At 63.4% G+C, this 21171-nt stretch carries 18 protein-coding genes, 1 tRNA gene and 3 pseudogenes; 8 read left to right on the top strand and 14 right to left on the bottom strand.

Annotated elements, in window-relative coordinates; genetic code table 11:
- Positions 1–145 precede the first annotated feature (145 nt).
- The 6 genes and pseudogenes from ACJ512_RS06760 to ACJ512_RS06735 all read right to left on the bottom strand — a co-directional run.
- Positions 146–568 (bottom strand): annotated as a pseudogene (locus ACJ512_RS06760) (type I restriction-modification system subunit M N-terminal domain-containing protein); the annotation flags it as partial.
- 65 nt (positions 569–633) lie between these two features.
- Positions 634–1056: a PIN domain-containing protein gene (locus ACJ512_RS06755; RefSeq protein WP_407689095.1), complete on the bottom strand. Its 423-nt coding sequence runs from the start codon at positions 1054–1056 to the stop codon at positions 634–636.
- Positions 1053–1142, bottom strand: a pseudogene (locus ACJ512_RS06750) (hypothetical protein); the annotation flags it as partial. The gene ACJ512_RS06755 and the pseudogene ACJ512_RS06750, both read right to left, overlap by 4 nt.
- A gap of 552 nt (positions 1143–1694) precedes the next feature.
- A pseudogene (locus ACJ512_RS06745) lies at positions 1695–1910 on the bottom strand (hypothetical protein); the annotation flags it as partial.
- 185 nt (positions 1911–2095) lie between these two features.
- Positions 2096–3328: a restriction endonuclease subunit S gene (locus ACJ512_RS06740; protein WP_407689096.1), complete on the bottom strand. Its 1233-nt coding sequence runs from the start codon at positions 3326–3328 to the stop codon at positions 2096–2098.
- Positions 3325–4119, bottom strand: coding sequence for a type I restriction-modification enzyme R subunit C-terminal domain-containing protein (locus tag ACJ512_RS06735; RefSeq protein WP_461480006.1), 795 nt, complete (start codon positions 4117–4119; stop codon positions 3325–3327). The genes ACJ512_RS06740 and ACJ512_RS06735 overlap by 4 nt, the downstream gene beginning before the upstream one ends.
- Here ACJ512_RS06735 and ACJ512_RS06730 point away from each other — a divergent pair.
- Positions 4078–5513 (top strand): IS3 family transposase gene (locus ACJ512_RS06730; protein WP_407689799.1). Its coding sequence is split into 2 segments (ribosomal slippage): positions 4078–4438 and positions 4438–5513, totalling 1437 coding nucleotides; the frame shifts between segments, so codons are not numbered across the junction. The two genes, ACJ512_RS06735 and ACJ512_RS06730, sit on opposite strands and share 42 nt — an antisense overlap.
- Here ACJ512_RS06730 and ACJ512_RS06725 read toward each other — a convergent pair.
- The 3 genes from ACJ512_RS06725 to ACJ512_RS06715 form a co-directional block, all read right to left on the bottom strand.
- Entirely contained in the window at positions 5402–5821 is a 420-nt protein-coding gene (locus tag ACJ512_RS06725) for a hypothetical protein (RefSeq protein ID WP_461480005.1), read from the bottom strand. The two genes, ACJ512_RS06730 and ACJ512_RS06725, sit on opposite strands and share 112 nt — an antisense overlap.
- A 100-nt stretch (positions 5822–5921) precedes the next feature.
- A protein-coding gene (locus ACJ512_RS06720; protein ID WP_407689799.1) for an IS3 family transposase occupies positions 5922–7357 on the bottom strand; the annotation gives its coding sequence in 2 pieces (ribosomal slippage) (positions 5922–6997 and positions 6997–7357; 1437 coding nt in all).
- The gene (locus ACJ512_RS06715; RefSeq protein ID WP_461480004.1) at positions 7326–9152 is read right to left on the bottom strand and encodes a DEAD/DEAH box helicase family protein; all 1827 of its coding nucleotides are present in this window, start codon (positions 9150–9152) and stop codon (positions 7326–7328) included. Before ACJ512_RS06715 ends, ACJ512_RS06720 begins: the two co-directional genes overlap by 32 nt.
- 230 nt (positions 9153–9382) lie before the next feature.
- Between ACJ512_RS06715 and ACJ512_RS06710 the strand changes: the two genes are divergently transcribed.
- The 6 genes from ACJ512_RS06710 (at position 9383) to ACJ512_RS06685 (ending at position 13211) form a co-directional block, all read left to right on the top strand.
- On the top strand, positions 9383–9790 hold the full coding sequence (locus ACJ512_RS06710; RefSeq protein ID WP_407688236.1) for a hypothetical protein: 408 nt from the start codon (positions 9383–9385) through the stop codon (positions 9788–9790).
- Positions 9791–10130: 340 nt separating this feature from the next.
- Entirely contained in the window at positions 10131–10979 is an 849-nt protein-coding gene (locus ACJ512_RS06705) for a helix-turn-helix domain-containing protein (RefSeq protein ID WP_407688237.1), read from the top strand.
- The gene (locus ACJ512_RS06700) at positions 10957–11139 is read left to right on the top strand and encodes a helix-turn-helix domain-containing protein (protein WP_225345502.1); all 183 of its coding nucleotides are present in this window, start codon (positions 10957–10959) and stop codon (positions 11137–11139) included. The genes ACJ512_RS06705 and ACJ512_RS06700 overlap by 23 nt, the downstream gene beginning before the upstream one ends.
- Entirely contained in the window at positions 11136–12464 is a 1329-nt protein-coding gene (locus tag ACJ512_RS06695) for a tyrosine-type recombinase/integrase (protein ID WP_407688238.1), read from the top strand. Before ACJ512_RS06700 ends, ACJ512_RS06695 begins: the two co-directional genes overlap by 4 nt.
- Positions 12465–12516: 52 nt before the next feature.
- Complete coding sequence (locus tag ACJ512_RS06690) at positions 12517–12864, top strand: type II toxin-antitoxin system RelE/ParE family toxin (RefSeq protein ID WP_407688239.1); 348 nt, start codon at positions 12517–12519, stop codon at positions 12862–12864.
- Positions 12861–13211, top strand: a complete 351-nt coding sequence (locus ACJ512_RS06685; RefSeq protein WP_407688240.1) for a helix-turn-helix domain-containing protein — start codon at positions 12861–12863, stop codon at positions 13209–13211. The genes ACJ512_RS06690 and ACJ512_RS06685 overlap by 4 nt, the downstream gene beginning before the upstream one ends.
- Positions 13212–13297: 86 nt before the next feature.
- Here the strand turns inward: ACJ512_RS06685 and ACJ512_RS06680 are convergent, their stop codons facing one another.
- The 5 genes from ACJ512_RS06680 to ACJ512_RS06660 all read right to left on the bottom strand — a co-directional run bounded on the left by ACJ512_RS06680 (position 13298) and on the right by ACJ512_RS06660 (position 19683).
- Positions 13298–13816, bottom strand: coding sequence for a HEPN domain-containing protein (locus ACJ512_RS06680; protein WP_407688241.1), 519 nt, complete (start codon positions 13814–13816; stop codon positions 13298–13300).
- Positions 13809–14930, bottom strand: coding sequence for a DUF262 domain-containing protein (locus ACJ512_RS06675; protein WP_407688242.1), 1122 nt, complete (start codon positions 14928–14930; stop codon positions 13809–13811). Before ACJ512_RS06675 ends, ACJ512_RS06680 begins: the two co-directional genes overlap by 8 nt.
- A 395-nt stretch (positions 14931–15325) precedes the next feature.
- A tRNA-Met gene (locus ACJ512_RS06670) sits at positions 15326–15402 on the bottom strand.
- Between the two features lie 119 nt (positions 15403–15521).
- Positions 15522–18515 carry a UPF0182 family protein gene (locus ACJ512_RS06665; protein ID WP_407688243.1) on the bottom strand — a complete coding sequence of 998 codons (2994 nt, stop codon included), beginning with the start codon at positions 18513–18515 and terminating at the stop codon, positions 15522–15524.
- Between the two features lie 145 nt (positions 18516–18660).
- Positions 18661–19683 (bottom strand): YlbL family protein, encoded by a 1023-nt coding sequence (locus ACJ512_RS06660; protein WP_407688244.1) that lies wholly within the window; start codon positions 19681–19683, stop codon positions 18661–18663.
- A gap of 79 nt (positions 19684–19762) precedes the next feature.
- Here ACJ512_RS06660 and ACJ512_RS06655 point away from each other — a divergent pair, with 79 nt between their 5' ends.
- Entirely contained in the window at positions 19763–21139 is a 1377-nt protein-coding gene (locus tag ACJ512_RS06655) for a zinc-dependent metalloprotease (RefSeq protein ID WP_407688245.1), read from the top strand.
- The last annotated feature ends 32 nt before the right edge of the window (positions 21140–21171 follow it).

Raw genomic sequence — 21171 nt, 5'->3', positions numbered from 1 at the left:
AAGCGGCCGCCGGAGGCCTGACAACGTGTCGCAAGCCCGATCGTTCACCTTCAACAGTGTCTCGTGAGACACCAAAATTTCGCATAATCGCAGGGTCGACGACCTCGTCGGCAGGTGTGGGATCGATGACGTCGACGATCGCCCGGATGAGGTCACGGGGGGTGAAGTATTGGCCGGCGCCCGACCCCTTGTCTGAGGCGCCCTTGGAGAGCAGCGCCTCGTACGCGTCGCCTTTGAGATCTGTGCCCGAAGCAGACCAGTTCTCTTTGTCGATCAAATCCACGATGAGGCGTTTGAGTTTCGCCGGGTCCTGAATTCTGTTCTGCGCTTTGCGGAAAATCGTGCCAAGGGTGCCCGGCTGTTGCGCTAATCCGACGAGGATCTTCGTGTATTGGACTTCGAGGTCGGTTCCTTCGGCGTCAAGCAGCTTCTGCCAGGAGTATTCGTCGGGAACGATCTGCTGCGGGTTGAGCTTTCTGGTCGCCCGCTCGTGTGCCATCTTCAGGAACAGCAGGTAGGTGAGTTGTTCGGTGTACTCGATGACACCAACACCGTCGTCGCGCAGCACATTGCAGTACGCCCAGAGTTTGTCGACCAGGCGCCGGGAATCAGACACAGTGGTTGCCCTTCTGGTCAGCTATGCACGACGAGGTTCGGCGCGCCCTGGTAGATGGCGTCTCCGGCCACCAGATCAAGCCGCTTGGCGATGGCGCAGGCAGCTACCCACCGATCGCCGGTGTGCTCTCTGGCCTGTAGGCCGTGGCCGAGCCTGCGGCACTCGGCGGCTAGCTCTGCATACGCGTCCACCACTTCGTTATCAGGACGGATCGTGGGCGTACGGTCAAGGATCTCGATTGTTTCGGCCATCCGCCGACCACCCCACTGGGCGCTTCGCGCGCCCGCAAGCACCTCAGCTCTGGTCTGAAAGGAAATGAGCACACGCCGGCCGGTCAGGTACTCCCGCCAACCAGCGACCCGTGAATCACTGTTAGCGCGGCGTAGGTACATCAGGCTGAAGACGTCGATATCGACCACCGTCGCCGCTACCTGATTCACGAACGCGCCGCCTCAAGAAATGCCTGGAATTCGTCGTCAGCAAGGTCGATCCCGCCATTGATGTCTGGTCCGGGGGCGCTGGCTAGGATCTCGTCGAGCGTCGTGACGCTGCGGTCCATGTGCTCGGCCGCCGGATCGTCAACACGCGAGATGCTGGCATTGTCCAGCATGACGAGCCGGCCCGATTGATGCAGCACAGCATCGCCCCGAGCAACCACCCACTGACCAACGAGTTGCGCTGCGGTGGTATCGCTTTGGACATGCTTGAGGTCCACGGTTTGATCGACGTCGTCGCGGACACGAAACTCGTGTGACCGTAGATCAACTTTCTCCAGTCGGCCGGTCGCTGTCATGATGCCTCCCAGGTGAACGCGTATGGTCGTCCATGTTTCGACGTGCACCGCCGACGAGACAATCCGTACGTCAGGCCGCGAAGGCGAGCCCAGGACTACGGTGGGCGCCGCAGCTTGAATAGCGTTGACTAGCTTCCCGACGCTCTCCGCGATCAGGTTGGTCGCCCACTCCGGGCGCCTGTCGTCGCCCATAGCTTGCACTATTTCCCAAAAGCGGTCATCCGCCACGACTTGTTCGGGCAGGTCGACGTCAAGTTTGTCGGCCGGCCCCTTGCTGAATCGAAGGACAGTGCTTCCAGGTTCGACTGCATGTAGCCGCAGTTGCGAGAGTTCCTCCATGAACTGCCTTGTGCGGCCGGGCCCGGGCGTATTGATCACGTCGCGGCTGATGCGGATCGTCAATTCCTGCAGAGCAGTCGCGAGGGCGGTTAGGTCCCTGACCGCAATCTCGCCGCTGGGGGCGGGAGCGTCAATGAGACGGAGCTCGATCTCCTTGATCATCGCAGCTACCTCCTTAGTCCATGCTTCGGCGAGTCGTCACCACGGTATAGCGCGCGACGTCCAGAACAACTGTGCGCTCACCCGCAGTAACGGTCTCCCCGATGATCACAGCGCCCTCCGACACGTCGCCGTCTTCAATCCGTCGGGTGCGAAATCGAGAAGTAGCGGCTTGATCTGCTTATCGCTCACGCGCCGACTCCCAACTCCGACGGGTGAAGCGTCGATTTGGTCAGTCGACCCGAGAAGGCTGCGGAAAGGAGGGCGCGGCGAATACTCGCACATCGTGCAGAGGCAACGGCCAGCGACTGTTTCAGACGCAAGCGAGCGAAATCAATTTCAGCCATTTGAGTTGAGATCTCATCGCGTACCCGTGTGGACGGAATTGGGACTTGGATCGCACGAACAAGCGACAAGTTGAGATTCGGCTGTACCCCCCCAGCCGCCATTCGCCGCAGTGCATCATAGTTGGCATCGAGCATCAAACGAACCCACGATCGCAGCTCGGGTTCGTTAAGAATTAGTGCGGCACAGGCCTGGTTCGTCGTTGCCTCGATGGCAAGTTCAGCCGCGGTACCTCGGGTACGCCCTTCGCCATACATCGCGATCAAGATCGCACCAGCGGGAATGAGCTTAAGGCTAGTCTCCTTCAAAGCTCGCTCAGTGACAAATTGAGACGCCTCAGCGATCACACCTCGATGGAGATCACCGCTGGTAATCCAAGGTACCGTGCCGTTCTCATAGAAGGCCCTGTTGCTCTTGAGGGGGGTCGTCCCCGTCGTTACCCTCCCGAGATTCCCCAGCGGCACGGCCTCGCCGCCAATAGCAGATTTGGCGCGATCTACGCACTGCGCAAGCGCAGCCTCACGCAGAATGCCGAGGCGCTTGAGTGACCGAGCAATGCCGACACCACCTGCTTCGAGGCGGGAAAAGTGGTCTTCGAGGAGCTCGACGATTCGACGTTGTTCATCGATGGGCGCCTGCGGCACGGGGATCCGTCTAAGCTGCTGTTGCGGCAGGTGAGCGATGGTCGATCCAGTGGCGAACCTGACAAGCGTGCCATCGAGCGAATAGAGCTCCAACAGATAGCGTAGGAAACGAACGTCAAGTAATTCACTAGGCCGAATCCGGTGAAGCGCTTTCTGGTATGCAATGTAATCGGCTCGACCATGCCAAATGGCGCTGCGTCCAATCTCGCCGCCCTCGCAGACAAGCAGGTCGCCTGGGCTGACACCGAAACGCTCTCGTTCGTCGTCGGCAAGTTCCATAGTCAGCAGATCGTCAGTGTCCACACGCCCCCACTGGACATTGACGTTACGCAGATAAGGGACCTGCGGCAGCCCCTTCCGTTTCCCCTTATCGAGCATCTTGCCCAAAGCTGTCTCCGCCATCTCACCGAGCTGCCGGACCTGCCAGTTCACGCTGTCAGCTCCGCGTTGAGCTGTTCGACGAGATCGCCGGCCCGGTCACCCAAATCCCGCAGTGCTCCATCGGTTCCGCCCCGTTCAATGAACGGCGCGTCGTCGAGGTCCTCCACGCAGATACCGGCGGAGTTGGCGATCACCGACACCATGCGGTCCAGCCACCAGCGCTCGATGTCATTGAACACCACACCAGCCTGTTCCTGTTGAGCCAACCACGCCGCATATTTCTCACGCACCCGCTCACCGTAAGGAACGAGTTCATCGTCGACGCCGATGGTGTACCGGATCAGTGGAACGAGATCGGTGAGGGTGTGCGTGGCACAGTTCCGCACCTTGGGCGCGTCGATCGCGGCGTAGGCGTTCCAGATGATGTCGGGCGTCCAGTTATGCGGCGGCCGAGCGATGCGGGCAGCTAGTCCCTGAATGTAGGCGAAATCAATTCGATGCTCACCGGCCTCATAAGCAACCTGAATCGCGGTAATTTCGTCGCGATGCTCATCAAGGTAGGTCCGCCATGACTCCACGATCGACCGGGCGCGATCCGTGTCGACCACTCCCCCGGCTTCGACGAGTTCGTCACTGCTGACCTCGTCGATGACCCGATCGTGGGCGGCGCGAAGTTCGAGTATGCGGTTGCGCAGCTCAGGGTTGGCCGCGATCGGCTCCCTGTGTGACAGGGTTAGGTGAGACAGCAGCAGTAGCCGATTATCGCTACAGGGCGAGACAGGATCACCATTTCCGTGACTATGACGATCGCATCCCTGCAGGGGTGCGCTGATACTGATCAAGTGGACAGCGCGCCGGATCCAGGTGCTCGGGCCCGGCGGCGCACGTTTACCGCTGAGTACAAGGCCCGGATCCTCGATGAGTACGACGCGCTGCCGGCGGGTTCGTCCGAGCGTGGTGCGTTGCTGCGCCGCGAGGGCCTGTATAGCTCGCACATCGCCGAGTGGCGCAAGGCCCGCGACGCCGGTGCCCGTGCCGGGCTGGCGTCGCGGGGCAAGCCGAAACGCAGCGCTGAGCAGGTCGAGCTGGACAAGCTGCGGCGGCGCACCAAGGCGCTGGAAGCCGAGCTGAGCCGCACCAAGCTGGCCCTGGAGATCACGGGAAAAGCACACGCGCTCTTGGAGATGCTCTCCGGGAGCGCGGACTCCGAGCCGAGGTGCAAGCCGTGATCGGCGAGCATCTGCCCGCCCTGGAGGCGGCGACGTCGACGACGCGGGCGTGTGAGTTGCTGGGCGCGTCACGGGCCACGCTGTATCGGCGCCGCAACCCGCCACCACGCCCGGCGCCGCGGGCTCGGCCGGAGCCGCCCAACAAGCTCACCGAGGCCCAACGCCAGCAGATCCTGACGGTGCTGCGATCGGCGGAGTACTGCGATCTGGCACCGGCGCAGGTGTGGGCGCGGCTACTCGATGACGGCATCTACTTGTGCTCGATTCGCACCATGTACCGGCTTTTAGCCATTGCCGGGGAGAATCGGGAGCGGCGCCGTCAGCGCACCCACCCGGCGCGCAAGAAACCCGAGCTGATCGCCACCGCACCCAACCAGGTCTGGTCGTGGGACATAACGAAACTGCAAGGGCCGCAACGCGGTATCTTCTATCAGCTGTATGTGATCATCGACATCTTCTCGCGCTACGTGGTCGGTTGGACCCTCGCTGCCACCGAGACCGGTGAGTTGGCCAAGCAGTTCATCGACGACACGCTGGCCAGCCACGGCATCGAGCCCGGTCAACTGGCCCTACATGCCGATCGCGGCACTTCGATGACCTCCAAGCCGGTCGCCCAACTGCTGACCGACCTGGGTGTGGACCGCAGCCACAGCCGCCCGCATGTATCCAACGACAATCCCTACTCGGAGGCCAATTTCAAGACCCTCAAGTACTGCCCGGCGTTCCCGGCCCGGTTCGGCTCCATCGAAGACGCCCGCGCCTTCTGCGGCGCATTCTTCGATTACTACAACCATGAACATCGTCACAGTGGCATTGCGCTACACACCGCGGCCTCAGTGCACTACGGCACCGCAACCCAGATCCAGGCCCAGCGCGCCGCCACCCTGGATGCGACCTACGCCGCCAACCCCGCCAGATTCCGGCACCGCCGACCCACCCCACCGAAACTGCCCACCGTCGCCTGGATCAACCAACCAACCCCCGAAGCACTCATCAAATCCGCGTAAGAAACTGTCTCACCGGCCTTGACATGTTCCGGCTCGATGGCCCGCTCGATCGCGTCGGCCGATCCAGTGGACGGATCGACGGCGTCCACGAGCGCCCTGACGATGTCGCGGACAGGTTGGCCGGCGACCTCGTCGAGTTCCCGCCGCTCCTCATCGGTAAGCGCAAGTTCGAGTTTCGCCAGCCGTGACGCCAGGGTTGCCGCTTCGTCCTCGGTGAGCGTGAGGGCGGCAGCCTTGTCCAGGAGCTTCTTGAGGCTGACCGACTTCTGCCGATTCAGCGGTGGCTCGACGAAGGGGTGCTCGGTCACGCCGATCGCATCGACGATGACGAACCGAGTCTTGTTCTCCGCGTCGGGCGTGACTGCCTGGAAGTCGGCCGGAACATGTCAAGGCCGGTGAGACAGTTTCTTACGCGGATTTGATGAGTGCTTCGGGGGTTGGTTGGTTGATCCAGGCGACGGTGGGCAGTTTCGGTGGGGTGGGTCGGCGGTGCCGGAATCTGGCGGGGTTGGCGGCGTAGGTCGCATCCAGGGTGGCGGCGCGCTGGGCCTGGATCTGGGTTGCGGTGCCGTAGTGCACTGAGGCCGCGGTGTGTAGCGCAATGCCACTGTGACGATGTTCATGGTTGTAGTAATCGAAGAATGCGCCGCAGAAGGCGCGGGCGTCTTCGATGGAGCCGAACCGGGCCGGGAACGCCGGGCAGTACTTGAGGGTCTTGAAATTGGCCTCCGAGTAGGGATTGTCGTTGGATACATGCGGGCGGCTGTGGCTGCGGTCCACACCCAGGTCGGTCAGCAGTTGGGCGACCGGCTTGGAGGTCATCGAAGTGCCGCGATCGGCATGTAGGGCCAGTTGACCGGGCTCGATGCCGTGGCTGGCCAGCGTGTCGTCGATGAACTGCTTGGCCAACTCACCGGTCTCGGTGGCAGCGAGGGTCCAACCGACCACGTAGCGCGAGAAGATGTCGATGATCACATACAGCTGATAGAAGATACCGCGTTGCGGCCCTTGCAGTTTCGTTATGTCCCACGACCAGACCTGGTTGGGTGCGGTGGCGATCAGCTCGGGTTTCTTGCGCGCCGGGTGGGTGCGCTGACGGCGCCGCTCCCGATTCTCCCCGGCAATGGCTAAAAGCCGGTACATGGTGCGAATCGAGCACAAGTAGATGCCGTCATCGAGTAGCCGCGCCCACACCTGCGCCGGTGCCAGATCGCAGTACTCCGCCGATCGCAGCACCGTCAGGATCTGCTGGCGTTGGGCCTCGGTGAGCTTGTTGGGCGGCTCCGGCCGAGCCCGCGGCGCCGGGCGTGGTGGCGGGTTGCGGCGCCGATACAGCGTGGCCCGTGACGCGCCCAGCAACTCACACGCCCGCGTCGTCGACGTCGCCGCCTCCAGGGCGGGCAGATGCTCGCCGATCACGGCTTGCACCTCGGCTCGGAGTCCGCGCTCCCGGAGAGCATCTCCAAGAGCGCGTGTGCTTTTCCCGTGATCTCCAGGGCCAGCTTGGTGCGGCTCAGCTCGGCTTCCAGCGCCTTGGTGCGCCGCCGCAGCTTGTCCAGCTCGACCTGCTCAGCGCTGCGTTTCGGCTTGCCCCGCGACGCCAGCCCGGCACGGGCACCGGCGTCGCGGGCCTTGCGCCACTCGGCGATGTGCGAGCTATACAGGCCCTCGCGGCGCAGCAACGCACCACGCTCGGACGAACCCGCCGGCAGCGCGTCGTACTCATCGAGGATCCGGGCCTTGTACTCAGCGGTAAACGTGCGCCGCCGGGCCCGAGCACCTGGATCCGGCGCGCTGTCCACTTGATCAGTATCAGCGCACCCCTGCAGGGATGCGATCGTCATAGTCACGGAAATGGTGATCCTGTCTCGCCCTGTAGCGATAATCGGCTACTGCTGCTGTCTCACCTAACCCTGTCACACAGGGGGCCGAGGCGATCGTGCGCGCGCCACGACCCTTCATCTGCTCGAAGTACTGGGCGGAGCGCACATCCCGCATGAAGAACACGCATTCCAGCGGTTTGACGTCGGTTCCGGTGGCGATCATGTCGACGGTCACCGCGATACGCAGCGACGGGCTCGTCCGCAGGGCCTGGAGCTGTTCTTTGGCGTTGCGGACGTTGTACGTGATCTTTGCCGCGAAGTCGTTGCCCTTGCCGAACACCTTGCGGACCTGGGTGACGATCTCCTCCGCGTGGTTGTCGTCCTTGGCGAAGATTAAGGTCTTTGGCACGGTGGAGCGTCCCGGGAAGATCTCGGTGAACAGCCGATCGCGGAAAGTTTCCAAAACGGTACGAATCTGATCAGTCGCGGTCACGGCACGGTCAAGGAGCGCGGCACCGTAATCCAGATCCTCATCGAGGATTTCGAGTCTCTGTTCCCGCGTACGGCGATCAACTTTCGGCACGATCGTCCCGGCTTCGATCCGAGAACCCTCTTCGCTGATCTGGGTGCGGATGCGGTAGATGTCGAAGTCCACGTTCACGCCGTCCGCGACTGACTCAGGGTAGGTGTATTCGGAGACGAGATTCTGGCGGAAGAACCCGAATGTCTGCTTGCCGGGTGTAGCGGTCAATCCGATGACGTGAGCGTCGAAATACTCAAGGACGCCGCGCCAGACCCCGTAGATACTTCGGTGGGCCTCGTCGACGATGACCAGATCAAACGTTTCCGGGGGAAGTGCCTCGCTGTACGACACGGTGACCGGGGCATCCGGGGTGAAGTCATCGAGGTTGGGGTCGTCGGCGTCGCCGACTTCACCGTCATTGAGGAACTTGTAGACCCTCTGGATCGTCGAGATCGCGATCTTGCTCGACCCGAGCAGCCCAGCGCTGGACAGCTTGGTCACGTTGTACAGCTCGGTGAAGCGACGACCGTCGTCTGGCGTGCGGTAATTCTGGAACTCCGCCAGCGTCTGATCGGCCAGGTTGTTGCGGTCGACCAGGAAAAGAATCCTGTTGAAGCCACCGTATTTCAGCAGCCTGTAGGACTCGGTGACCGCGGTGTAGGTCTTGCCGGCCCCAGTCGCCATCTGCACCAGTGATCGGTCGAAATTCTGCTCGGCGAGGCTCTTCTCGACCCCGTTGACGGCTTCGACCTGCGCTGGGCGCAGCGGGTCGGCATCCAGGGGCGGGAGATTTCGGACCTTGGCGCGCCACGTCGGGCGCTCGGGCGACGCGTCGGCGTCGCGCAGGATGCGGGCCAGCGTCGCCGGCGTGGGGACGTTGAAGATGAGCCGCGCCCGCGGCTCGGGATCGAAGCCGTTGGTGAAGTGTGTCTCCACCCCCGATGCCTCGAACACGAACGGCAGCCGGCCGTCCCGGGTCTTGGCGGCGAGGCGCACATCGGCCGGAAGCCCGTCGGCGTACATGGCCGACTGCCACTCAACGCCTGACAGGGGCGTACCCACTGGTTTGGCCTCGATGACGCCGACCACGGCCTTCTCCACGTACAGCAGGTAGTCGACCCGGCCGTGCCCGGGCTTCATCACGACCTCCCGCACAGCGATGCCCTGTCCCGCGAACAGATTGAGATCCTTTTTGTCCTGGACCTTCCAGCCCGCTTGGGTCAGTTGCTGGTCGATACGCACGCGGGCACGCGTCTCCGCGGGGAGAACGCTGGCACCGTCCTCATTACTCATGGCGTGACAAACGTTACCGACACCGCCCCAATCTTTGCCGATCATTCATCGGCTGTATGTTCTCCCTCGATCACGGCAACCTGCCAGCGGCAAGCGCAGTCGCCCGTCGACACTTAGGTCACCCTAACTCCATCACTTCCCCGGACATCACACCTCTTGCACTCAGGTCACGAAACGATAACGTAATTTCGTCCGTATCTAACTGGTAAGGCATCCCTTACCATCAATTCATGCCGACGAAACGATGCCCGAGATGTAGCGCGGAGATGCCCGGTAGCGCCTGGCCACCCAAGCCCGGACGTCCCTCGATCTGGTGCTCCCAACAATGCCGGCGAGCGGCCTACGAAGAGCGCCGCGCGGCCGAGAACGGCGCGGTTTCGGTGCGGGTCGAGGTGGTCGAGAAACCCATCGAGCGGATCGTGCAACGCATCCGCATCGAGACAAGGGAGGTCCATTCCAGTCCAGCCGAGGCCGCCCAGATCGTGCTGAAGTCACCCCGCGCGTGCCGCACTGTTTTGGAGTCGTTGGCTGCTGAAGCGGACTCAGGACGGTTAAACGCCGCCACGTTTGCCCCCACGCTGCGCGCCGCTCAGCGCTTGCTCGATTCGCTCAGGCGGGCACGACTCATCAATGGCTAACGCGGAGCCATCCAACCATTCCGAACCTTTGCGGCCGATGCCAAATTAGCAGGGCCAAGCGGAGCAAGGGAGCCGTCGATGATGGCCCTCCGCTCAGCCACAGCCCGGTACGAGTGATGCCGTTGTGAAGCAGCGGGTTTCACGTTGTTTCATTGAGTTTCGTACGTAGCGGTAATCGTGTGTGTCGCAGCGGAATTCGACGAATCTATTTCATACGACCGTCGCATAGCGCGATTAGGTGGCTTACCGTTCTAGACATGAAACGATGCGAGACGGATCGCCGTGAGGCGCAGCCCGCCGAGACGGCTGTCGGTGAGCAGTCCGTGATCAGCGCTTCAACATGAGTTGGGAAGCCCTCGCCTGGGCGAAAGACTCGGACATCGCACAACCGGTCGCGAAGTTCATTCTTGTCCTATTGGCAAACAAGGCGGACGAAAACTTCTCGTGCTACCCCTCAATTCGCACACTCATGGCCGAATCCGGTGCCGGCAGAAGCACGATCTTGCGTGCGCTGAGCTATCTGGAGACGCGCGGGTTGATGAGCCGGCGTCCGCAATTCCATGACTCCGGGGCCCGCCGTTCAACCCGCTACTACCTGAATCATCCTCGGGCGCCGCATGTTCTACCCGGTCCCGATCCGGGCCCTCCCCGTCCCGCAGCGGGACGGGGGCCGTCTCGCAGTGAGACGGAGACGGTGTCAAAGCGGCACCCCCCGAGGGTCCCGCAGCGGGACCCCTTAAACCCATCAACCGAATCCTTATCCGAACCGGGCGACGCCGCGATACTGGTCCTGGAGTCTGTGGCCAGAGCGTGGAAGCTCGGGACCCACGACGCGCGCAGTCTTCGACCGGCAATCGAGTCTGCCCTGGCGCGCGGCTGGCCGCCCTCAGATCTCACCGACCTTCTGATCCGGAACCCGAATGGGGCGCGTGATCCAGTTCGGGTGCTGGCCCGGCGCCTTGATCTCGGACAGCCACCTCAACCGCCCGTAACCAACGTGCCGTGGTGTGGCGAATGCGAGGACGCGCATTCTCGCACCATCACGGTCACCGAGCCAGACGGAACAGAAGCAGCACAGTTTTGTCCACAGTGCAGCCCGCAAGTCCACAGGACCCGATCGTCCGAAGAACAATCCGTCCAAAATTGTGGAAAGGTGGTGAATTATCTTGGAGAACAACGTGTTCAGTGACCTTCCCCTGCTGCTCGCCGTGCCCCGAGCCGCTCAGCTGCTCGGAATCAGCCGGGCCGCAGCCTATCGGTTGGTGGCCTCCGGCGAGCTGCCGGTTCGTCGGCTCGGCGGCCGCATCTACGTTGTGACCGACGGCCTGCGCGAACTGGTCGCATCGTGAAAGGCACGGTGCTTCAGCGCGGTTCGGTGTGGTATTACAAGTTTCGCCTCCCCGAGCGTGACCCGTCGACCGGGCGGTATCCCTGGATCACCAAAGGAGGGTTTGACACCGAGCGCGAGGCCTGGAAAGCCTGCCGAGATGCCATGCGCGACGCCGACCGCGGCCGAGTCGTCAAGCCGTCGACCCGCACGGTTGCGCAGTTCCTGACCGAATGGCTCGCCGCCGTCGAACCCGCGCTCGATGCCACGACATGGCGAAGTTGGAGCGACTACGCGCGCACTTACATCATCCCCCACATCGGCGCGGAGCGTCTGCAACGACTCGACGAGCCCCAGCTGCTCAGGCTCTACGCCAAGCTGCTCACAGAGGGCCGCGTTAAGCGCGACAACGACTCCGTGATGTACGCGTACTGGTCAGAACGCAACGCCGCTGGCAACCCGCCGACGCCACGGCAGCTGTCCGAGGCATGCAATGCAACCATTCACGCGGCTCGCACCGCCGTCCGGCGCTATCGAGCAGGCATAGTGCCCAGACCGGTCTCGCCGGGCCTGGCGCCCAAGACCGTCCGCAACGTCCACGCCTTCGTGCACCGAGCACTCGTCGACGCCGTGGCGTGGAAATACATCACCGACAACCCCGCGAGCAACGTCAAGCCACCGCGCCGGCCGCGAACCCGCCGCACGGTGTGGAAGCCCGACGAGATCCGGACCTTCCTCGCCTCAATCCGGGACGACCGCTTCGCAGCGCTGTTCTTGCTGGAACTCACAACCGGCATTCGACGCGGCCAAGTGTGCGGACTGAAGTGGTCCGATGTCGACCTGGACGCCGGCGTAATCACCGTGCACGACAATCGCGTGGTGGTCGGCGGACGGGCGCTCGACAAAGCCGGCGGCAAGACCCGCAACGCTGACCAGACAATTTCCATCGACCGCGCCACTGTGGCGGCGCTACGCCGTTGGCGTCAGCTCCAAGACAGCGAACGCGAATTCTTCGGCGACGCCTACCACCCCGGCGACTACCTGTTCACCTACCAGGACGGTCGGCCGCCACATCCCGACACGATTCGCCAACGCTTCGACAGACTAGCGGCTGCGGCGGGCCTATCGCGCATCACCTTCCACGATCTGCGCCACTCTTACGCCACCGGCGCGCTGCGCGCCGGCATCAGCCCAAAGGTGATCAGTGAGCGGATTGGCCACGCCAATGTCGGGTTCTTCCTAGAGACCTACGCCCATTTCCTGGGAAACGACGATCGCGAGGCAGCAGAGCAGGCCGCCGAATTCCTGCTCGGCGACGCATGGCAGGACGGCGAGGGCTCGATATGACTGTCCTGCGCCTTCGGATGTTGCATATAATCCCAGAGTTATATTAATGTCGATGTCCTGGGATGTGATCCTGCTCGAGGAGGTCGAAGCCTGGTACTTCTCACTCGACGACGAAGCGATGGCAGCGGTCACCGGGGCCATCGACCTGCTCGAGCTGGAAGGACCAACGCTAGGCCGGCCCACGGTGGACAAGGTCAAGGGATCGAAGTTCCACAGCATGAAGGAGCTACGGCCAGCCGGCACCAGCATCCGGATCCTGTTCATGTTCGATCCGCGGCGTCAGGCGATCCTATTGCTCGGCGGGGACAAGGCGGGCAACTGGAAGAGCTGGTACGACGACTACATTCCGGTGGCCGAGCAGCGGTATGAGAACTGGCTGGCGAACAAGGGAGGTGAATGATCGTGGCACGTAACTGGCGTGAGATTCGTGCGGAAGCCATCGCGCAGGGAAGGGTGGACCCGGCCCGCGCCGATGCCGCGCGCAAGGAAATGCACGACGCCGTGCAGGCGCAACGCCTTGCCGACATACGCAAGGCGTGTGGACATGCCCGCCAGGCCGACGTCGCCGCTTTGATGGGCGTCTCCCAGGCGCGTGTGTCCAAGCTCGAAGGTGGCGACCTGTCCCACACCGAACTCGGCACGCTGCAGTCTTATGTCGCCGCACTTGGCGGAAACCTGCGGGTCGTCGCCGACTTCGGCGAAAGCGTGGTCGAGTTGACCAGCTCGAAGCAGGATTGGCCGACCTGACGACAGTTGTTACGTGCAACTTAGTTGCCGATAGCAAGATGGTCCGTGTGGGCTTTCCATAATTCGCGCGGACCTTCGGCGAGACTTCAACTCGTTTTTGCGCCCGTATACGGTGCAAAACGTCTTACAAACCAATCTGAGATAGCTTTCGCGGCACGATACAGATCCAATGCAGACTGCGTTCCCATTCCTTCATTCTCCCCATGGGCTATCTGATGTCTTCTGCCAACTAGAAGTGCAAGGCGCTGGCGAAGTTCACCGTCATTATCTGCTAGTAGGATCTCAAATTCTTCTTGAAGCGACGCGTCGAGTCGCCCTAGCACTTCCATCAGATTCTCGGCTGATGGATTTCTACTCCTAGGCATCCAAGAAATAGCGAACGACCTGACCGTACCCCAGCTATTTTCCTGGACGTGGTCACTCACTATCAAGTGCACACATTGCTCCAAATAGCCGCAAGCTCGCACCACCAGAAATCGCGATAACCACATTTGCTCGTTCAATTCGCGATCATCTCCTGCCATAACCGCGTCGGCCAGCCGATCAAGTTCTCGTTCCAAGACCGGGATCGAGATGGGTGGCCACTGATGCTGCTTCTTAGACAACTCCGAACGCCTTTGCGGCGATAGCAAGCCGCTTCCGCACCGTCTCCTCGTTTGTCGTGCCGGATGAAGTAACCCGAGGTGTGTCTACATCACCCACGAGTCGAGACAACCCGATTCTTACCTCATCGACCGAGGCAGATGGATTGGCCGCGAGCAACTTCATACACGCAATTACGGATGCTTCGAGCAGCGCTGTGTTCACGCGCTGGCCTTGGCGGCGCAGTACGTCTCGAGCGCCCGCCTCAGATAGTAACGTGGTCGCCTGGCCGAAAAGACCTTTTATCGTGTCTGCATGCAAACCGGAAAGATTCCGATGATCGCGAAGAAACTTATTCAAATATCTTTTCATGGGCGTCGCATACTCCGCGGATCTGTGATACAGCGCAAGTATCCGCAGAATCAGCTCATGGTCCCGCATTCTTAACGATACGGGACCATATATCTGGCGCCAGCCGACCTCTTGATTAAGTTCGGAAAGCAGAGACACAAGTGCACCCGTATTTAGTGCGACTCGAATCTCGTGAGGAGTCAGCTGCGTACCACCCGAATTGAGACGTTCGAACACCTGATAAATCGATTCCGCCGACGCATCCGACTTATCACCTTTTACGATTATTGCTTGGATAAAAGAATTGTCGAGCATTCTCTTCAGCGATGGTGAAAGCGTTTCGTACCTGAGTCCTTGAAACTGCTCTGCTACATTAGTTAAAACGAACTCCTTACCGCGATGGATACCTTTGTAGAAGGCGGCCAGGGTCTTAAGGCGTTGTTGACCATCGAGTACCAGATAGCTTTTGTCTTCCTGCTGAACCAGAACTATCCCCGGGATCGGGTACCCGAGCAATAATGACTCGATAAACCTATCCATCTGTGGCCGCGTCCATACGAACCCGCGCTGAAAAGGAGATACATCGATAGCATCTTCGGCGTAACCAAAGTTAGGCACGATGATATCGCCGCGATCGAGTCGGCGAACAAGTCCTTCAGCGTCGAAATCTGTCCCAGAGTAAGAGATCGGGTAGCCCGAATCCTTCTCTGCCTCGAAGAGCTCAGCTTTCTCGTCTTCGTAGAGGTCGACAGCGTCAGCATCAGTTATGGCGGGTGCGGTCTCCATCAGACAACTCTATGTCGGCCAACCCCGGTCCCCTGAATGGACGCGGGTACAGGCGACCTGATCAGACGCATAGCTCGTCAGGGGTCTGCAGCGCAGTCGGGTTTGAGGCCAGGACCCATGGCGACCATTGAAGAGCACGGCCGAACCACGGCTCGCTTTCGCGAACCCATCCGCTATCGAAGCACGCGCCGGCCCGCATGCGAATCGATCTCTTGGCACGACGCACAGCGTCACGCTGGGCCTTTCACGAGCTCAAATGCCCGACAGACGGGAGTCGCGCGACACATCAATCAAAGTCCCCTTGTGCAGAGTCGTTAGCGACCCTAATGTTCCCAAAAGTGTTCCCATCGGGCATGAAAATGGCTCCCGGAGAAGTCTCCGGGAGCCATTTCACCTGGTAGCGGGGACAGGATTCGAACCTGCGACCTCTGGGTTATGAGCCCAGCGAGCTACCGAGCTGCTCCACCCCGCGTTGGTGAACCCCAGGTTACCGAACCGACGTCAGCGCTACCAAATCGCACGGTCAGCGGGGTTGTCGGCGCCGGGCAGGCTTGTCGCCGACCCGCGCACCGGCGCGGGGCACGAAGCCACCTACTTGGCATTGTTGTACTTGGTGATCGCATCGTCGAGGCGCTGCAGCGCCGCGCCGTAGGCCGCGAAATCACCCTTCTTCTGCGCGTCCTTGGCCGCGCTCAGCGCCGTTTGGATGTCCTGCAGCGCAGCGGCTTTCGCCGGGGACAGGGTCACCGCCCCGTCCGGCGCCGGCGGCATCGCCTGCGCCGGCGACGCAGGCGACCCGGGCGTCCCCGGCGTTCCGGCCGGCGTCGGGGGGCTCGCGGGCGGACTCGCCCCGCCGCCGCCCTCGGTGGGCTGGATGCCCGTCGCGGCCGCACCCGCGCCCGGGCCGAACAACCCGGTGAGCGCATCGCCCACCGTGGGCCCGTATCCGATCTTGTCGTTGTACATCATCGCCACCCGGATCAGCCTCGGGTACGACGAGGCGGCGTCGCTGGCCCCCGGGGAGGCGTAGACCGGTTCGACGTACATCAGCCCGCCCGCACCGACCGGCAGCGTCAGCAAGTTGCCCCACCGGATCCGGTTCTGGTTGTCGCGCCCGATCACGCCGAGGTCCTGGGACACCACCGGGTCGGTGGTGATCGCGTTGTTGGCCAGCTTGGGCCCGTTGACCTGCCCCGGGATTGTCAGCACGGTGATCTTGCCGTAGGTGGCAGGGTCGGAGCTGGCGCTGATGTAGGCAGCCAGGTAGTCGCGCTTGAACCGGTTCATCGCGCTCGTCAACTGGTATGACGCCGAATTATCGTTCTTGGCAATGTTTTTCGCGACGATGTAGAACGGCGGCTGATAGCTGCTGGCGGTGGGGTTCGGATCCAGCGGCACGTCCCAGAAGTCCGAGGTGGAGAAGAACGTCACCGGGTCGTTGACGTGGTACTTGGCCAGCAGCATGCGCTGCACCTTGAAGAGGTCCTCGGGGTAGCGCAGGTGGTCGGCCAGCTCGGGGGTGATCTCGCTCTTGGGCTTGACGGTGCCGGGGAACACCCGCATCCAGGCCTTGAGCACCGGGTCGTTCTCGTCGTGCTGGTAGAGCGTGACGGTGCCGTCGTAGGCGTCGACGGTGGCCTTCACCGAGTTCCGGATGTAGGAGACCTGCTTGTCGGGCCCCAGCCGGTTGAACGCCACCTCGTTGGAGTCGGCGGTGGCCGACTCCAACGAGGTGAGCTGTGAGTACGGGTAGTTGTCCAGCGTGGTGTAGCCGTCGATGATCCACACCAGCCGCTTGTTGACCACCGCCGGGTACACCGAGCTGTCGGTGGTCAGCCACGGCGCCACCGCCTCGACACGCGCCGCCGGGTCGCGGTTGAACAGGATCTTGCTGTTGGAGCCGATCACGTTGGAGAACAAGAAGTTCCGCTCGGCGAACTTGGCGGCGAACACGCTGCGGGAAAGCCAGCTGCCGATCGGCACTCCCCCGAGACCGGTGTAGGTGTAGTTCTTGGTCTCGTTGCTGGTCTCGTAGTCGTATTCGCGGTCCGCCCCGTTGCGTCCGACGATCGCGTAGTCGGCGGAGGTGTTGGCGATCACGGGACCGAAGTAGATGCGCGGCTGGTCCAGCGGGGCGGGCCCGTCGGAGATCACCCCGCCGTTGGGGCCCACGACGTTGACCAGGAACTCCGGGTAGCCACCGTTCTGGTTGGGGTCGTTGGCGATGCCGCGCACCGTGTTCGCCGGCGAGGCGATGAAGCCGTTGCCGTGGGTGTAGACGGTGTGCCGGTTGATCCAGTCACGCTGGTTGTCGATCAGCCGGTCCGGGTTGAGTTCCCGCGCCGCGACGACGTAGTCGCGCAACGCGCCGTTGTGGTCGATGTAGCGGTCGATGGACAGCTGGTCGGGGAAGTAGTAGAAGTTCTTGCCCTGCTCGAACTGCGTGAACGCGGGGCTGACGATCGTGGGGTCCAACAGCCGGATGTTCGACGTGGTCGCGCGGTCGGAGGCGACCTGCTGGGCGGTGGCCCTGGCGTCGCCGGAGTAGTTGCGGTACGTCACGACATCGGAGGTCAGGCCGTACGCCTGGCGCGTCGCGGAGATGCTGCGGCTGATGTACTCGCTTTCCTTCTGCGCCGCATTGGGTCGGACGCTGATCTGCTCGACGATCAACGGCCAGCCCGCACCCACGATCAGCGACGACAGCAGCAACAACACCAGGCCGATGGCCGGAATGCGCAAGTCCCGGAACGTGATCGCGGAGAACACCGCGGCGGCGCAGATCAGCGCGATCGCCATCAGGATCAGCTTCGCCGGCAGCACGGCGTTGATGTCGGTGTAGCCGGCACCGGTGAACGGCTTGCCGCCGCGGGTGTGCGACAGCAACTCGTAGCGGTCCAGCCAGTAGGCGAGCGCCTTGAGCAACACCAGCGTCCCGACCAGGCTGACCAACTGGATGCGCGCCGAGCGGCTCAGCGCGCCGCTGCGGCCCGACAACCGGATCCCGCCGAACAGGTAATGCACCAGCAGGTTCCCCACCAACGCCAGGAACACCGCGACGAACAGGTAGCTGAGCACCAGCCGGTAGAACGGCAGTTCGAACGCGTAGAAGCCGAGGTCCTTGCCGAACTGCGGGTCCCTGATGCCGAAGTCGCCGCCGTGCAGGAACAGCTGGATGCGCACCCAGTAGCTCTGCGCGACGATGCCGGCCAGCAGCCCGATCGCGACGGGCACCCCGATGCCGACCAGGCGCAGCCGGGACACCACCACGGTGCGGTAGCGCGCCAACGGGTCGTTCTCGTTGCTCGGGACGAACACCGGGCGGGTCCGGTAGGCCAGCGCCAGCCCGCCGAACACGACGCCACCGACCAGCAGACCGGCGACCAGGAACACCACCAGGCGGGTGACCAGCACGGTGGAAAACACCGAGCGGTAGCCCAGCTCGCCGAACCACAGCCAGTCGACGTACGCGTCGACCAGCCGCGGGCCCGCGAGCAGCAGGGTGATCACGCCCAGGGCGATCATGATCAGAATCCGGCTGCGCCGGGTCAGCTTCGGCATTCTTGCGGTGGGCCGCATCCCCACTGGCTACGCTCCTGATCGATTCAACTGGCGTCAACGTGGCCGGCGCCGTCCCGCTGGACGGTCCCTGGCAGTTTGCTGTGTTTCCACGCATTTTCCTGGACGGTCACAACTGTACGCACCTCGCCTTAGGCGCGGTCCGCATCGTCTAGCACGTCGGCGGCTGACCCCCCGACGTGATCTTGTGCAGGGCGTCGACCGCCTCGCCGAGCGTGTCGACCTTGACCAGGCGCATGCCGGTCGCGTTGTCCGAACTCGCCTCGTAGCAGTTTTTCGCGGGCACCAGGAAGACCGTGGCACCGGCGTCGTGCGCGGCGACCATCTTGTGCGTGATGCCGCCGATCTGCCCCACCTTGCCGTCGACGGAGATGGTGCCCGTCCCGGCGATGAACTTCGAGCCGGCCAACTCCCCGGTGGTGAGCTTGTCGACGACCGCCAGGCTGAACATCAGCCCCGCGGACGGTCCCCCGATGTTGGCCAGGTTGAAGGTCACCTCGAACGGCGCCCACGGCGCATCGAGCACGGCGACACCCAGGAAGCCGTAGTCGCGGTCCTTGTTGGCGCCGAGGGTGACCTGGGCCACGCCGGCCGGCTCGTTCTTGCGCCGGAAGTCGATCGTCACGACCTGGCCCGGTTTGGTGTGCTTCAGGAATCCGGTGAACGCCTCGACGTCGGCCACCGGGACGCCGTCGACCGCGTCGACCGCGTCGCCGGACTTCAGCTTGCCCGCCGACGGGCCGGGATCGCTGACCTTCGCGACGGTGACCGCGGACGGGTACTTCAGATACCCCAGCGCGGCGTACTCGGCGCTCTGTTCGGACTGCTTGAAATCGGCGTTGTTGTCCTTGTCCACCTCCTCGCGCGACTTGCCCGGCGGGTAGACGACGTCGCGCGGCACCAGCTGTTCCTGCCCCGAAAGCCACAGCGTCAGCGCCTCTCCCAACGAGAGATCGTCACGCTGGGACACCGTCGTCATGTTGAGGTGACCGGTCGTGGGGTGGGTGACCGCGCCCTGGATCTGCACCACCTGCTTGCCGTCCACCTCGCCGAGCGTGTCGAAAGTGGGCCCGGGCCCCAACGACACGAACGGGACCGTCACCACCGCCAGCAGCAGCCCGAACACCACGATCGGCACCAGCGCGACCATCAAGGTCAGAATCCGCCTGTTCACGCCGATCACACTAGACGGGACCGCGTTGGTCCCATTCAGCTACGAGCGTGACCCGGGCTCCCCACGTTCCGTGCCGGCGATGAGTACCGTTGGGGTCATGGCTGACCTGCCTTTCGGCTTCTCGTCGGGAGACGATCCCGACCGCGACAGGAAGAAGGACCCCGATTCCGGGTCGGGCGCCTCCGACCCGTTCGGCGCGTTCGGCCTCGGCGGCGATTTCGGCATGGGCGACCTGGGCCAGCTCTTCACCCAACTGGGCCAGATGTTCAACAGCGCAGGCACCGTCATGGCCGGGGGCAAAACCTCCGGTCCGGTCAACTACGAACTGGCGCGCCGGGTCGCCGCCAGCTCGATCGGGTTCGCCGCCCCGGTCCCCGCCACGACGAACGCGGCGATCGCGGACGCGGTCCACCTGGCCGAGACCTGGCTGGACGGGGCCACGGCGCTGCCCGCCGGCACCAGCAAGGCGGTGGGCTGGTCGCCCACCGACTGGGTGGACAACACCTTGGAAACCTGGAAGCGGCTGTGCGACCCGATGGCCGAGCAGATCTCGTCGGTGTGGGCGTCCTCGCTGCCCGAGGAGGCCAAGACCATGGCGGGCCCGCTGCTGGCGGTGATGTCCCAGATGGGCGGCATGGCGTTCGGGTCGCAGCTGGGCCAGGCGCTGGGCCGGTTGTCCCGCGAGGTGCTGACCTCGACCGACATCGGTCTGCCGCTGGGACCCAAGGGCGTGGCCGCGATCATGCCGGAGGCCGTCGAAGAGTTCGCCAAGGGGCTCGAGCAGCCGCGCAGCGAGATCCTGACCTTCCTGGCGGCCCGCGAGGCCGCGCACCACCGGCTGTTCAGCCACGTGCCCTGGCTGGCCAGCCAGTTGCTGGGCACCGTCGAGGCCTACGCGCGCGGCATGCAGATCGACATGAGCGGAATCGAGGACCTGGCGCGCAACTTCGACCCGGCGTCGCTGGCAGATCCCGCGGCCATCGAGAACCTGCTCGGCCAGGGCGTCTTCGAGCCCAAGGCGACACCGGCCCAGAAGCAGGCGCTGGAACGCCTCGAAACACTGCTGGCGCTGATCGACGGGTGGGTGCAGGTGGTGGTGACCGCGGCGCTGGGCGACCGGATCCCGGGCACGGCCGCGCTCTCGGAGACACTGCGCCGCCGCCGGGCCAGCGGCGGCCCGGCCGAGCAGACGTTCGCGACGCTGGTCGGCCTGGAACTGCGGCCCCGCAAGCTGCGGGAGGCCGCCGCGTTGTGGGAGCGCCTGACGCAGGCCGCGGGCGCCGACGCCCGCGACGCCGTCTGGCAGCACCCCGACCTGCTGCCCTCCGCCGACGACCTCGACGAGCCGGCCGGGTTCATCGACCGGATCATCGGCGGGGACACCAGCGGCATCGACGAGGCGCTCGCCCAGTTCGAGAAGGACGGCGACGCCGACGGCGGTCCTGTGGACAACTGAGTGGGGCCGCCGCGCCCGGCGTGGCACAGTCT

This window comes from Mycobacterium cajalii, from assembly GCF_045809005.2.
In the GTDB taxonomy this organism is placed as follows: Bacteria; Actinomycetota; Actinomycetes; order Mycobacteriales; family Mycobacteriaceae; genus Mycobacterium.
This window is presented reverse-complemented; position numbering and strand designations above follow the sequence as displayed.